15 protein-coding genes and 1 pseudogene are annotated in these 14,520 nt (G+C 33.6%); 2 read left to right on the top strand and 14 right to left on the bottom strand.

The features are described 5' to 3' along the window. Positions 1-347 precede the first annotated feature (347 nt). Both ACIQ1H_RS02195 and ACIQ1H_RS02190 read left to right on the top strand, forming a co-directional pair. Positions 348-1,991 (top strand): pyridoxal phosphate-dependent decarboxylase family protein, encoded by a 1,644-nt coding sequence (locus ACIQ1H_RS02195; protein ID WP_402886192.1) that lies wholly within the window; start codon positions 348-350, stop codon positions 1,989-1,991. Next, on the top strand, positions 1,975-3,672 hold the full coding sequence (locus tag ACIQ1H_RS02190) for a methyl-accepting chemotaxis protein (protein ID WP_402886190.1): 1,698 nt from the start codon (positions 1,975-1,977) through the stop codon (positions 3,670-3,672). Before ACIQ1H_RS02195 ends, ACIQ1H_RS02190 begins: the two co-directional genes overlap by 17 nt. A gap of 133 nt (positions 3,673-3,805) precedes the next feature. Here the strand turns inward: ACIQ1H_RS02190 and ACIQ1H_RS02185 are convergent, their stop codons facing one another. The 14 genes and pseudogenes from ACIQ1H_RS02185 to ACIQ1H_RS02120 all read right to left on the bottom strand — a co-directional run bounded on the left by ACIQ1H_RS02185 (position 3,806) and on the right by ACIQ1H_RS02120 (position 14,465). Beyond that, positions 3,806-4,231 (bottom strand): GatB/YqeY domain-containing protein, encoded by a 426-nt coding sequence (locus ACIQ1H_RS02185; protein ID WP_402886188.1) that lies wholly within the window; start codon positions 4,229-4,231, stop codon positions 3,806-3,808. A 69-nt stretch (positions 4,232-4,300) separates the two neighbouring features. Continuing rightward, the gene (locus ACIQ1H_RS02180) at positions 4,301-4,999 is read right to left on the bottom strand and encodes a hypothetical protein (protein WP_402886186.1); all 699 of its coding nucleotides are present in this window, start codon (positions 4,997-4,999) and stop codon (positions 4,301-4,303) included. A gap of 134 nt (positions 5,000-5,133) precedes the next feature. Then, complete coding sequence (locus ACIQ1H_RS02175) at positions 5,134-6,150, bottom strand: DUF1835 domain-containing protein (protein WP_402886184.1); 1,017 nt, start codon at positions 6,148-6,150, stop codon at positions 5,134-5,136. Positions 6,151-6,179: 29 nt separating this feature from the next. Then, positions 6,180-6,941 (bottom strand): formate/nitrite transporter family protein, encoded by a 762-nt coding sequence (locus tag ACIQ1H_RS02170; RefSeq protein WP_402886183.1) that lies wholly within the window; start codon positions 6,939-6,941, stop codon positions 6,180-6,182. Positions 6,942-7,108: 167 nt separating this feature from the next. Further along, the gene (locus tag ACIQ1H_RS02165; protein ID WP_402886182.1) at positions 7,109-7,519 is read right to left on the bottom strand and encodes a GNAT family N-acetyltransferase; all 411 of its coding nucleotides are present in this window, start codon (positions 7,517-7,519) and stop codon (positions 7,109-7,111) included. 86 nt (positions 7,520-7,605) lie between these two features. Then, entirely contained in the window at positions 7,606-8,289 is a 684-nt protein-coding gene (locus tag ACIQ1H_RS02160) for a VOC family protein (protein ID WP_402886180.1), read from the bottom strand. A gap of 196 nt (positions 8,290-8,485) precedes the next feature. Next, positions 8,486-8,695 (bottom strand): hypothetical protein, encoded by a 210-nt coding sequence (locus tag ACIQ1H_RS02155; protein ID WP_402886178.1) that lies wholly within the window; start codon positions 8,693-8,695, stop codon positions 8,486-8,488. 41 nt (positions 8,696-8,736) lie between these two features. Continuing rightward, complete coding sequence (locus tag ACIQ1H_RS02150) at positions 8,737-9,225, bottom strand: tetratricopeptide repeat protein (protein ID WP_402886176.1); 489 nt, start codon at positions 9,223-9,225, stop codon at positions 8,737-8,739. A gap of 56 nt (positions 9,226-9,281) precedes the next feature. Then, positions 9,282-9,935 carry an SMI1/KNR4 family protein gene (locus ACIQ1H_RS02145; RefSeq protein WP_402886174.1) on the bottom strand — a complete coding sequence of 218 codons (654 nt, stop codon included), beginning with the start codon at positions 9,933-9,935 and terminating at the stop codon, positions 9,282-9,284. 556 nt (positions 9,936-10,491) lie between these two features. Then, positions 10,492-11,393, bottom strand: a pseudogene (locus ACIQ1H_RS02140) (S8 family peptidase). 35 nt (positions 11,394-11,428) lie between these two features. Then, complete coding sequence (locus ACIQ1H_RS02135) at positions 11,429-11,839, bottom strand: hypothetical protein (RefSeq protein WP_402886172.1); 411 nt, start codon at positions 11,837-11,839, stop codon at positions 11,429-11,431. A gap of 521 nt (positions 11,840-12,360) precedes the next feature. After that, on the bottom strand, positions 12,361-12,999 hold the full coding sequence (locus ACIQ1H_RS02130) for a DUF2306 domain-containing protein (protein ID WP_402886171.1): 639 nt from the start codon (positions 12,997-12,999) through the stop codon (positions 12,361-12,363). Positions 13,000-13,162: 163 nt separating this feature from the next. After that, on the bottom strand, positions 13,163-13,552 hold the full coding sequence (locus ACIQ1H_RS02125) for a VOC family protein (RefSeq protein WP_402886170.1): 390 nt from the start codon (positions 13,550-13,552) through the stop codon (positions 13,163-13,165). A gap of 217 nt (positions 13,553-13,769) precedes the next feature. Further along, positions 13,770-14,465, bottom strand: coding sequence for a hypothetical protein (locus tag ACIQ1H_RS02120; protein ID WP_402886168.1), 696 nt, complete (start codon positions 14,463-14,465; stop codon positions 13,770-13,772). Positions 14,466-14,520: the final 55 nt, after the last annotated feature.

Below are 14,520 nucleotides of genomic sequence, written 5' to 3'. Positions count from 1 at the left end.
TAAGTAAAAAGAACCATAAAGAAAACTGTGATTTATTATGCTATTTTTTTATAGCTAAAAGTATCTATTTTACATTTAATTATATTAATAAAATATTAATAAATCTTTTTACCAGGACCTTCGTTGCATCAAATAGTAATAAAAGTAAAAAATGACGCAAACTTCTCTCTATAAATCATTCTTTAAATATAATGAAAATATTTTCTAATAATTTTAAATAATAGAAATTTAATATCCTGCTCAAATATGAATATATTTTCCATAAGAATATGTTATTATGACTTTAGTAAATTGTACTATTATTATCTAAATAATGGTGAAATATGAACTAATAAAGGATGATGAAAATGAAGAAAATCCAACAACTATTTCAAAGTGAAGATGGGAACAGCTTACAAAGGGAAAACTTTTTATCTCTAATAGAGCAAATTGTAACTTCATTAGATCAATTAAAAGATCCAAAGAAAACAACACTAGGACCTATACAAGAACGTTCTGCTACTTTCTATAAAGATCTTATGCAAGAAAACCAAGTTCCTACATCAGGCGTTGGACTTGATCAGGTCGTTCAAGACTTAACACAATTAATGCAAGGTCATCCTTATCATACACGCAACTTTGTCACAAACGTTTTACCAATGGCTAGTATCCCTGGTGTATTGGGACAATTTACGAATGCCTTACTTAATGGCAACAATTTGTGGGATGTATATGGACCTGCAGCAGCAGAATGCGAAGTAAAAGTTATCGCAATGATGTCAAAATTAGTTGGTTATGATTTCACAGAAAGCTTTGGTTATACAACTTGGGGTGGACAAGGAGCGGTATTTAGTGGTTTACGTCTTGCCATTGCAAAACAATTCCCACACGCTAAAGAGGAAGGTGTACCAAATAACTTATATTGCTTCGCTTCAGAAAACGCCCACTATAGCTTATTAAAGTCAATTGAAGCAGTCGGTATTGGTAGTAACCACTTAGTACGTGTAAAAGCAGGTAAAGACCAATCGATGGACGTGGAAGATTTAAGAAAACGCATGACAGAAGTAATTGAAAATGGTGGTATTCCAGTTTACATCGTAGCGACTACAGGTGCTACAGATCAATTTGCAATTGATGATGTGCAGGCAATTAAGGAAGTTGCAACAACACTTGAACAAAAATATGATTTAAAACAAATACATATCCATGCTGACTCTGCTTTAGGCGGTTTTTACGCATTTTTCAATGACTACGACTTTAATGCAAACACACTACAATTCGAGGAAGATGTATTGAAAGGCTTACAACAAATTCGCCAACGTATGCAACATCTCGCAATTGCGGATAGTCTATGTTTTGATTTCCAAAAGCTTGGTCAAACACCATATTTAACAAGTCTATTTTTAATAAAAGAAGGAAAAAGTTTACAACTATTAGATATTGATGACTTTGATACACCATATGTAGGCAATAGAGGCTACGGTTCATATCATACTGGTTATACATTAGAATGTTCTCGTATGGGTAGCTCAATTGCTATTTATGCTGCATTACAGGCATTTGGTAAAGAAGGTTATCAACAAATATTAGCTAACTATGTTCGTGTAAATTTAGCATTCCGTAGACAATTAGCTGATCAATTACCAATGTTACAAGTAGTAAATGACGCAAATATCGGACCAGTAACAGCCTTTAGACTATATCCAAAAGGCTTTGACTGGGCAAATGAACAAGCTGGAAATTATACACAAGATCAAATCGAGTACATTAATGGTTTAAATGCTTCATTCTTTGAAATTTTAGGTGAAGAACGAGATGAAGTATTTTTCGGTGATACGACACGTGTCTGCACTGTTAACGCAAGTGATACAAAGCAACAAGTTCCAGTAGCTGCAGCTAAATTCTTTTCTATCTCACCTTACACTGAGACAGAACATATTAGTGCTATGATTCAATTCCTACAACAAAAAGTTGTATTATTGGAGGATTTACAAGTTGAGTATATTAAGTAAATTTAAAAGTTCTTTACTCTATAAATATATTGCAAGTTTAACAATTCCAATCGTAATTATTTCAATGATATTTAGTTTCATGTTATTTCTCGTTTCTAATAAAATCATTGAAAATTTTGTTATAAAGGAATTTGAATCATCGTTAGGGGTGATTTCTAGCAATATTTTCGAGGATATCGATAAAAATAAAGTAAAAGCAGCAGATAACGGTATTAAAACGCAATATGAAAAAATATTGAAACAATTAAATGGTACAACAAAAAAGTTTGAAATTGAAAATGCCTATATACTATCCCGTGCTAATGGTAAGGAGCATATCGTTGCATTAAGTAATACGGATAGTTATCAGGAAGACTACGTTTTTGATCCAAAAATGCATGCGGCTTTAGATACTGGACGCACGCAAATAAGTGAGATCTATGAAGACGAATACGGTATTCATAAATCGATTTTTATTCCATTCAACAATACGGATATTCTTTTTGGGTTAGATATGGATGCTTCATTTATATCTGAACTTCAAACACAAATTATTTGGGTTAGCATCATCATGACAATTATTTTTGCACTATTTGGTGTCATTGTTGCTTATTTCATCAGTAAAGGCATCATTAAACCAATCAAAAATATGACAAGTTATGTGGATAAGGTTGCAAAGGGTGATTTAGCTGTTGACCCATTACCAATCAAAGGTACAAATGAAATCGCTCAGCTTTCAGATGGTATCCAAAACATGACGGCTGATTTACGGACGCTCATTCAGCAAATTGCAGAAAATGCTGAACAAGTGGCTGCCATGTCAGAAGAATTAACTGCCAGCTCCGAACAAACAAGCGCATCTATTCAACAAATTACATCTTCTATGCAGGAAGTAGCTGCAGGCTCAGAAAGACAAACATCATCTATTGAAGAGGTAGAAGGTCATATTACAATGATTTCGACGAAGATGACAGATGTTGTAGATAGTGTCAATGATGTCACAACGAAGGCGTTTAGCGCATCCACTATTGCCGAAAAGGGCAATACTACAATCCAAAGTGCTACAGAAAAAATGGCAATCACATCTGAGGCCATTCACAATACTGCAGATGTTGTAAAACGTTTAAGCACTTATACAAATGAGATTGGTGATATCGTTTCACTTATAAATGAAATTACAGACCAAACCAATTTACTTGCTTTAAATGCCTCTATTGAAGCAGCGCGTGCGGGTGAACATGGTAAAGGCTTCGCAGTTGTAGCTGAAGAGGTACGTAAATTAGCTGATCAATCACTTACAGCAACGAATAGTATTCGAACACGCATTGAAACGATTAAAGAAGAATCTGCTCAAGCAGTGAAATCAATGGCGATTAGCAGTAATAACCTTGCTGAAAGTTCTACTACTTTTAACGCATCTGGGGAAGCCTTTGGCGATATCTATGCACATATAACAGAACTTACACAAGAAATGAACCAGGTTAACAGCATCATTACGAACATGAATGAAGGAGTTAGCAATATTGCTAATTCAGTTGAGCAAGTTGGCATTGTAGCTGTTCAAGCATCTGGAAACATTCAAAATGTCGCAGCTGCTTCCGAAGAACAGTCTGCTAGCATCGAAGAGATTACCGCTTCTTCAAATAATTTAGCGGAAATGGCTCAACAACTACGAAATATTATCCAGAAATTTAATCTATGAGTGCCATCTTTGCGTGCCAGGCACCGAAACAATTATGAATTCTTCCATATGAAGTCTGTGGTAGATTGCCAATGGCTTAAAAAACAAAGGATAGCTGACGTTACAAACGCCAGCTATCCTTTTTGTTCCTCTATTAAATTAAACTTTTGACTACTTTTGAAATAATGGCACCTTCCGCTTGACCATTTAACAAAGGTTTTGCAATTTTCATTGCGTCCCCCATATTCATGCCTTTAGTAACACCAGCGGCTACTAATTTTTCAGCAATTTCTTCTTCAGTTAATTGTTTAGGTAGGAATGATTTTAATAGTACTAATTTTGCTTCCTCTTTTTCAATTAAATCCGCGCGACCAGCATTTTGCGCACCTTCTAATGCCTGATTCGTCTGCTTTACTTCACGATTAATAATGGCAATCTCTTCAGATTGTGATAAAGGTTCACCCTTTTCCTTCTCAGCTAAATCTAGTGCCGATTTAACAAGTGTGAGTACGCCTTTTGCCAAGACATCCTTTTCCTTCATAGCCTTTTTTAGTTGATCAAATACTTCTGTTTTTAACATCAAGCTCACTCCTCAAATATGAATCACTAATTGTCAATGATTATTGCACATAGTGATGGCAGAAACAATTTATTTTGCTTTCTTTAATTTTAACACATCTGCCTTTGTTTCTAATATTTCTATAGTTAACACTTCCATCTTAGCATCTACTTTATCTATTATTTCACTAAGATTTTTTTCAACCGTCTCCATTTTATTCTCTAGCTTAGTTTCAAGCGAATCCAATCTTGTTTCAACTTTCCCTAATCTAATTTCAAGTGAGTCTATTCGTGTTTCAACTGACTCTAATCTTGTTTCAAGCGAATCTAGTCTTGTTTCAACTTTCCCTAATCTTATTTCGAGTGAGTCCAATCTTATTTCAACTAAATCGATCTTCTCTTTTAATCCTTTTTCTACGGCTTCAATTTTCTCTTCTAATCTTTTTTCTACCGCTTCAATTTTCTCTTTTAATCCTTTTTCTACGGCTTCAATTTTCTCTTCTAATCTTTTTTCTACCGCTTCAATTTTCTCTTCTAATCCTTTTTCTACCGCTTCAATTTTCTTTTCTAATCCTTTTTCTACCGCTTCGATTTTTTCTTCCAATCTTCTTTCTACCGCTTCAATTTTCTTTTCTAATCCTTTTTCTACCGCTTCAATTTTCTCTTCCAATCTTCTTTCTACAGCTACAATTTGCTGTTGAATCTCTGTTTTCACGCCTTGTACTTGTGTAGAAAGCTCCAAAATTGCTTGAAGAATTGCATTTTGATTGATCTCAGGATTCATTGTCAACTTCCTTTCTTTAAATTAATCTATTAAGTCAATCTTTATGTTCACTTTTAATGTTATTAATCTATGAGAGTCTTACGAGCTCTTCCATACCAATTTTATCTACCATTTTTAATGAAGTCAAAACATCAAAAATTTCAATTTGTCAAGAAATCGTCTAGTAATTTTACTTCATAAAAACGCATGGCTTTTAAATCACCTTTATATGAAAAAACACCTTCCTTAATTAAACAACGTAACCGATATTCTATCCATTCGTCTCCTGTATATTCCTGCATATGTCCAATCACTTCACCAATTAATCGTGCTGCCTTCTTATATTCCACCTTGCCATCTTCTTGATACATACGCTTTGCACATTCAACAATATAATCATCATCTCGTTTTTCGTTACTGCTGGTTAATAACTTATCACAAGCCCATGTTCGAATAATATGAACATCGTCTAATAATAAACGTTTCCCTTCATCAAACAATTGTTGCCTTTGTACGTTATTTAATGGCTCTATCCCCTGCTCATAAAAATTAACAAGCGTTTCTCCATTTAATTCACCCGTTGATCTTGGATAGTTATCTTGCGCTAAGTGCGGGTTTATTTTCTTTTTATGAAAAGCAGTGAATGTGTCAATTACACGCACTGTATTTAACTTACCATCTAGCATAGCTAGCACAAGACGTAACCCTGTTTGCTCATGGGCATTTTGACAAGTCCAAATAACAATGTTCTGATGCGGTAAAATATTGTTTATTTTTTCAACTGCAGCTAACATAAGCTGTCTATAATGCGCAATTCCATCATCTTCAGTTGTGTATCGATTCTTAAACCACGCAAATCTTGCTTCAATACCTGATGTTTTATGTAAGTCATTAATAGGACCAATAGATAGATTATGTGGCAACACAATGATATCTTCTGTCTTTTGATAGTCTGTATTTCTAAATGCAGCTTTTAAACTTCCTCCTGGTGATTCGCCAAATAGGATATGTACCGTTTGTGCATTTGTATTATTTTTTTCCTCTGACATTTGTAATATAACTTGTTGAATATCCTCACTTGATTTGCCATTTAATAAGGAAAAGAAAAGCATTGACTTCGCTTCGGCTTCGCTAAGTTTTTTAATTGCCTCTTTCAAACGAATAGAATCCTCGATCATTTCCATTTCTCCTTTCGATAATTCAAAGTTTATTCCCGTGCGTTAAACCAATAGACAAAACCAATTATGGCACCGCCAATGATATTACCTAGTGTGACGGGAACTAAATTTGCCACTGCACCACCAATGGATACAAGATCACCATGTGGATTAAAGAGCGCTAGGCAAAAAAGTGTCATATTGGCAATGCTATGCTCAAAACCTGATGTAATAAAGGGGAAAATACAACAGAAAATCATCGCTAATTTTGCGATTTCTGATTTTAATTTATAAGTACACCAGACAGCTAAGCAAACAAGAAGATTACATAAAATACCACGACATAGCAATGCGACAAAGCCTGCATTCATTTTGTACGTTGCAATTTTCTCGATATACGTCGCGGTATCACCGACTGCAAGCCCTGCATAGAAGAACAGCACTGCCCCAACTAAAGAGCCAATAAAATTACCTATATAGCTAAATAACCAAATACCGACCATTGCAAAAGGGGTGGATTTTTTCTCTAAAGTACTTACAGATAATACGAAGTTATCCCCAGTAAATAAATTTGCACCAGCCATCATGACCATGCTAAGTGCCACACCAAATGCTAATCCCTGAACAACTTTCATACTTGGTACACCTACAGGATCATATAAGCCTCCAATAGTAACAATCAACAAAATACCAAAGCCAATAAAGAGTCCTCCAGCTATCGCTTGCAATAAATAGTTAATAGGCCTTTTCTTCATCATCGTAACTTTCATGCTAGCTGTCGAACAAACAATGGCAATGGTTTCTTTCATCATACTCACCTCCGAATAAACATTACCTATAAATATCATATCGTATTTCGTAGCTCCCCCATATTATGAATGTGAAGATTTTTGAACTATCCTCGGTACTATATGCTAGTTAATTTCATAAAAAAGAAGGATAGCATGCTATCCTTCTTTTTCTCAGCAACACTCACATATTAATCAAAAAACAACATCATTCCTGGAGCATCCGCATCCCTTTCAGAAAATCCAAGTTTTTGATAAAAAGGTTGTTTACCCTTAGCACATGATAATTGAATCCACTTTATATTTTTAAGTTTACAGTGTGCTAATAGAGCTTCCATAATAATTGTGCCAATGCCATTTCGTTGATACTCGGGATGTACCATTACATCGCAAATAAACGTTTGATAAATACCATCAGAAATAATTCTGCCATAGCCTATTAATGAGTGCTCGTCATAAATTGAAACACGATACCAGCTACTGCAAATGGCTTGATATAATTGTTCATACGTATATAGCCCTTTCGCATTCCAGCCAGTTGTTTGATGTAATGCCTGATATTTTTCAAATGTTGGATTCGTTTCTCTTATTGTATACACCATTATAATCTCCCCTAAATTATTTTGAATAAATATACAATAAAACACTTATTTATTCAACTGTAATTCAGAAAATAATGCACGGATTTTTAAAGTTGCGATATAGTGAAATTGCCCTTAGCACTAATGCTTAGTTGTAGATGATCATCGACTACGATATCAATTGGGCTAACAATTGCTTTTTTAGTGGAGAAATACCAAATGCGCTCACTAGGCCCAATTAATAAATGGGCATCATCCTCGTATTTCCCCATAAACGTAAGCGCATCAGTACGAATTTCTTCTCCCTTAAGGGGCTTAATGCCATATTGCTTTAAACGATCTACCACAGTATGAATTGCATCCGTCGTTAAATTTATTTCAGCAATATTTAGTACATGTTTAACGGAAAAGGCTCCAGTATCAACGCTTGGGTTTATCCCCTGTCTAGCGATAAACTCTATTACATTATCTTCTGAATCATAAAAATAGCATGAATATGCATCTAACGTTTTAAAATATACTTCATCCTGTTCATGTAGATATAATATTTCTACGTGTTCTTGTAGCCATTTTTTTGCATGCTGAAATAAATTACTTGGTATATTGAGCGCAAAATGATATTGCTTTGGAATCCTACAATCCATTCCTTCGAAGTGAATCATGCTTTCCCCAGCTGCTATTTCAAAAAAATGCTCCGCTTCTTTTAATAATTCAAATCCTAAAGTATTACAGTAAAAATCCTTCATTTTATGTAAATCATGCACGTAAAGCTTCATTTTCGTTATCTTCATCTTGCAGACATCCCCTTTGCATTTAATACCATTTACTGTACTAAATAAATACTTGTTGTACCTCATGCAAAAGAATGACATTTTGGAAATAATAACTACGAAATAAAACTTCATACCCCTCAAACGATTCAACTCTAACTACTGCTTCATTTATTCACATAACAAAAAAGTCACGCTCCATTTTCGTGACATGCTATTATTTAACTTTTATTTTTTCAACTGAAGCAACATAAATAGATTCTTTATGCATTTTGATGTATTGATACTTCGATTCCTTATAGTACCCTTCATTTTTCAAAAACGCTTTTAGCTCAGATTTTTTCTGAAATACTTTTTCTTCATTCGTTTCTTCACATGTTGGATCATCTGATTTTTTAGAAATGTTCATCATAAAAAACTTCGTCATCTATTTGCCTCCTCCATAATGTATATTGATTTGTTCATAAGCTATTTCCATACTTTATCTAATTGATTCGCATAGAAATTAATTGCGTTTTTATAACTAAGAATTTCAGCGTCAGTTGTAGTATCTGCCAGACATTTTAATAAGAGCTCCATCGCCTTTGAATGTTCGTTTAAATTATATAAAGTCATTGCATAAAACACTTGTAATGCTTGATTCGTTGGAAATAATGCCATCCCCTTTAAAAAAACATTTTTCGACTTTTCATATTCCCCTAACGTTCTATATGTACTGCCAAGTCCTAGAAGCGCACCCTCTAAATCTGTACCAGCTAACCCTTGTTTAATGGCGTTCTCATAGTATGGTACAGCTTGTCGTTCTTCTCCTAAAACATCAAAGCTCCATGCACATTGATAGTTAACAAATGCATCGTTTGGATATTTCTCTGCCAACTTTATAAGTAACTGATTTGATTCTTGTTTCTTATTTTCTTTTCGTAAGTCAAGCGCTCTTTCAAGTTGTTTTTCGTCCAAGGTTCGTAGCTCCTTTTAAATGTAGTGTACTTAATTACTAAAGTTTACTATATACTTTAAATTGATAATTTTAATAAACTCCTGAACAACTTCGCAGATTGACTGTCGGGTAAAAGACCACTTTGAGCGTTTGATGTGAACAGTAGCCATTGCCAATCTTCCCCTCCTACAAACGCAATTCTTGCCCATTTCTCCAAAAAATCAATAAAGTTGTCCGCTAATTTATAGCCATGCCCTTCCCCATCATCATGGCTTAAATAGATAACACAAGCATCAGTACTGTTATCCACGAGGTCAAATGCAATATAATCTCCGTTACCAACCTCATAAAATGCTAATGTCTGATGCCATACTTTGTCATATTCATCATCTGGATTCGAAAAAACTTCCTTCACCCATCCATTTTTGTCATCATTCAGCTCTTTCAATAATGCTAAATCCCAGTGAAGCATTCCGCTAAAGATACCATCCAACTCACCAGCTAATTGATATTCATCAGGAAAAACCCAACGTAAGTTACATGATGATGAAAATTCTAAAAGCACTTTTTTAAAACTCTCTGGAATCTGGAAGCCTAGTTTTATTTCACATGCTTCTATTTGTTGTAAGGACGCAGGAGCACCGATCATGACTTCTGATACATTTCCACCTATTGCCTTCATGCGTTCCACTATATTGACCATTCTATGCTTGAACATACGATAATCCACTTTCCATCCCCCCCTCACAAACCATTCACTTCCTATTATTTTATAATAATACACTATATGTAATTTCGGGAGTTCTTTTTCCATTATTTTGTATTTCGTAATTTATTTTAACAATAAAAAAATGACCAGGAACACTATTTCGTGCTAGTCCCTCGTCATTTTTTTTAATTTAAACATGTAGTATTCTTACTTTTTTCGGCACCAATAAGGGATTGAAAAGTACCTGCTTTATTTCACCACCTAATGCCAATAGCTCCATAAAGTCTTAGTATCATTGGTATGCTGAAGCAATCACCAAATTCCATCTATCATCATCCCATTAATCAAAATAAAATGTATCTGCACTTGTCATGTCACCTTATTTAGACTCTTGTTTTAACTTTTTGTATTCTCTGTAGTTCAAAGGTATCGAAATAATCACTAACAAAGCCGCGATAAGATTAATAATGGTTTTGGTATTTGAAGATATAGATAAATACGATGCAATACAGCTTATACTGACAGGTACTATCACTAAATAATGGTATGGTAATAATCTCATATTAACTAGCCCCCTTCAGAGAGAATCTATCTTCTTCAATGCTTGTAGATAGGTTATCTCTCGACTATTAATAGATTTTAGTAGCGATATAATACTATCATTGGTCAAATCTTTATTTTTCGAAAATGCATAATCCTTTAATAGTGCAATATAACCTGAAATTAAGGCTGTTGCCTGTGAGGTACCACTTGTTTTAATTATTACTCCATCGGTATTGATTGTTAATATCTCGTGACCGGGAGCGTTAATCGTCGTTCTTTGAGGACCGCTTGTTAAATCAAGTACATTTCCAGAAGCATCAATTGCTCCAACTGAAATAACTTCATCCAAAATTGCAGGATACATCAATTCAGTATTTCCATAATCTCCTGAGGATGCTACTATTGTAATTCCTTTATTAACTGCTAATTTTATCGTTTCAGTAATCTCTTTATCTTCAAAATGGCTAGCAATACTTAAATTAATAATAGTTGCCCCTTTTGGGTAACCAAATCAATAGCTTTCCTTATCGTAGTAGGTGTAACTGATTCATCATCATTCATCACTTTAATGACGATTATTTGTGCATTAGGACTTATACCTTCTAAATTGTCATCAACCCCTTTAATTATTGAGTACATCATAGTTCCATGTCCATTGGTATCTTCAACCGTTTGATCGACTAACGATTTTTCAAACTTTAGATTTTCACTGTATAGTGGATTTATACCACTATCAATTATAGCTATTGTTTGTGTTTGACCTGTCGAATGTTTATGAAGCTCTTTATAATCTAACCAATTCAATTCCCAAGGCGTATCACCTTCACTATTAATTTCATAATTAGATGAAAATACGGTATAGATTGTCAATGATAATCCAACAAATATAAAAAGTATACAAATTAATTTAGATAGAAAACTTTTCAATAAAAACACCTACTTTATAGCTGTTTATTATTTAATAAATACTATTATTGAGGCTCGATATTAAAAACTAAAACCCAGTATAAATCTGCTCTAATTCCTCTATTTGTATTTCCATTATGATATTCTACTCGATTAGCTAATTGGTTAGTCCATAAAACAGTAATACCATTAATAGTTCCAGGAATTATACCAAGTTTGCCAAAAACGACACTCGCAAGTGCGAGGCCAGTTGATACAGCTGCTGCATCTCTTAAATCATAAACCCATTGCCTAGCAGCTGAAGTACTCATATAACGTCGTTTGCCCCACCAAAAAGTTTCATCGTGAGTAGATCCGCCCTGAATATAAAAGTTTTTATCGGTCGAATCAATCATGGCACCGTTGTCTAAAACTTTTAATTCACCTTTTTCAATCTTTTCATTTATATTATTGAAATGAACATCTAAATCTTCCATTAAAGAAGCTTTAGTTATAATATTATAGTTGCCTTGTTCTCTAGCAAGTTCATTTAATAGATTAATATCTTGTTGATTTAAATTACGAACTATATTATCTTCGTCTATAATTGTTATTCCATCAGACGAAATTTCTAGATATTCTTCTAGTTACATGTTGTCTTATTCTGTGTTTATCCAAAACCTTACGATTCCTGTATTTAGTATTAGTTCACCCTAATAATGAAATGTAAAATCTAAATTTTCATTTGTGGTGTCAATTTGAAAAAACTATCTTTTAACTTATTAATACCAACATCAAATAGCTATAGCTAAACAACCTCGAATTTAATAATAATTTATCATTGAGAACATTTCTCAATCAATAGTAATATCACTTTATTTTTTTATAAAATTCAGGCACTTTTTTAATAAAAATTTTAGTATTATGTAAAAAATATCTTATATTAATTCTTCCCTTATATTCTTTCTACAAGAACACATAAAAAAACCACCCAAAATAGAGTGGTCTTTACCCTAATTTATTTAACTAGTAAGCCTCTTTCTTGACGTGACCGCCCAATAATCCATTGAGCTATTATGAGATTCGGTACCCAACATAACCATGAAATAATTGGATAGCTTATCATAAAATTGTCAAATCCAAATAATACTGTAAATACTAATAGCCAAATTCTCAATGTTACAGCAGCGAACGTTAACGAATAATTGCGTATCATCCATTGTTGATGATCATAAATTTTTTGTTCTTTAATTTTAACAAGTGCTTGATAACCAGTGATCATCCATAATATAGATAATGCGCTAAAACCGAGCTGCGATACGACTCCCCCAGTAGCATAAATGGCTAAATAAAGACCTGAGACACTACCGAATAAAATGCCAATCATATAGAGTTTCCCTAAAATCCGATGTCGCTTTATATTGTTTTCTCTAAACTTTGTAAATAAAGTAAAGGGACCAATCACTAATGCCAGTACACTAAATATAATATGGATATAAAGCATTGAATACCAAAGCGAGTCTAATGTATCAATAAACATAAGTTTCAAGCTAACAAACCCTGCTTGATGGGCATCTAATATCAAATATTGAACAATGGAGTAACTAGCTATTCCAATAGCTAAGCAACTAACAAGAAGCCAAGTTTTTTTATTCATTGTGCGGTCCCCTAAAATTTATTTAAGAAATACGTTCCTCAGTCTTTAATGTAGCATTAAATTTTAGAGGATTTGTTTTTCTCATAATAAGTGGTAAAAAAATTTATATAAGAGGTCCATAATTAATTATATCCGCTAGTAAATTTAGTTTTCTACAGCTCGGTTAAGTTGTTTCCTTACAAATCATTAGACAATTTCCATCTAGATCTTTAATTACAAAATAAAAATCGTCCTCAATCTCCGTCATCAGTTCAACATTATTTTCTTTCATAAATTGATAAGAAGCCTCGATATCATTTGTTATGAACTGAATAGAAGGAGCTTGATAGGTTGGAATATCCCCGTCTTCCTTTCTCCACTTAGGCATAGTATCTAACATCAAACCTGCCGTTCCCTTCATTGGCGCTGCATATAAATGCCCAAAACATATTTCTCCCCCTTCTATTCCGAGTATTCTACTGTACCATTCTTTTGCTTTTTCAAGATCACGTACTGGAACAAATACACCGCCTATTTCGTTTTTAATCGGTGATTTTTTTATTGGTGATGTCACAATTACTTACCTCCCTACAAATAGTGAATATAGATAACAATTTCGACATTTTCTAATATTAACCTTTTGTGTTTAGGGATTTTTAATTTAAAATTGAGAACGTTTTGTTAGCTTTTATTGATTAAATAATAAAAACCCAGGCTCAAAATTATATGAGACCGTGGGTTATTTTAACATTACAGAGTTGCTGAATTACTTTTATTCGTCGTACTTCAGCTTACCTTTTATGCTCGTCATTGCTATTAAGCTCTTCATTTGGGGTTAAAGAATTTTCATCTTTTAGTTCATTATCATCCGTATTCTGGATATGTTCTGCAACTTGCTCCTGAACAGTTTGAATTTGATTTTCTATGTCTGAAAGCTTTTCATATTTACTATCAATAAAAATACCTCGTTTTGCATCCATCCCTAATTCACTTGTAAGAAGCTTGTGTTCACGTCCTAGTGAATTTCTCGTTGCCTCTAGTGTTTCCATTTGTTCGAGTGAAACAGATTTTTCTAATATGCTCCCCATTGAATTGGATGGTTTTTCGTTCTCTAAATGCTGTTCATTCTGGTTTGTCGCTTTTTTTTGCTCTTCGGTTTGCTGTTCTGCTATTTGCGCATCAATATCCGCTAATTGCTTTTCAAAATCTTTTAGTTGTTCTTTAATAGCTGATAAATCGCCACCGCTTTCTAACGTACGTTCACTTAAGTCACTTTTCATCTTTTGAATATTCTCACGTTGCTTCATTAAACTTTCGATAAGACTCGTTTTAGCTTGCTGCCCTTTAAACAAATTACGAGCTTGTTGTCCGATTGTTAATGTATCTTTATGTACAGAAAGATTTTGCTGTGCTAATTTTGGCTTATTAACTGAGACACTTGACAGCTTATTGAAATGAAGAGAATTACCATCATTCGTTACTTTCATACTACACCCCCTCTTAATCGTATATCGACATTTTTTCGGTATTTTGAATAAACAT

Source organism: Lysinibacillus sp. NPDC097279, assembly GCF_044761745.1.
GTDB lineage: Bacteria > Bacillota > Bacilli > Bacillales_A > Planococcaceae > Lysinibacillus.
This window is presented reverse-complemented; position numbering and strand designations above follow the sequence as displayed.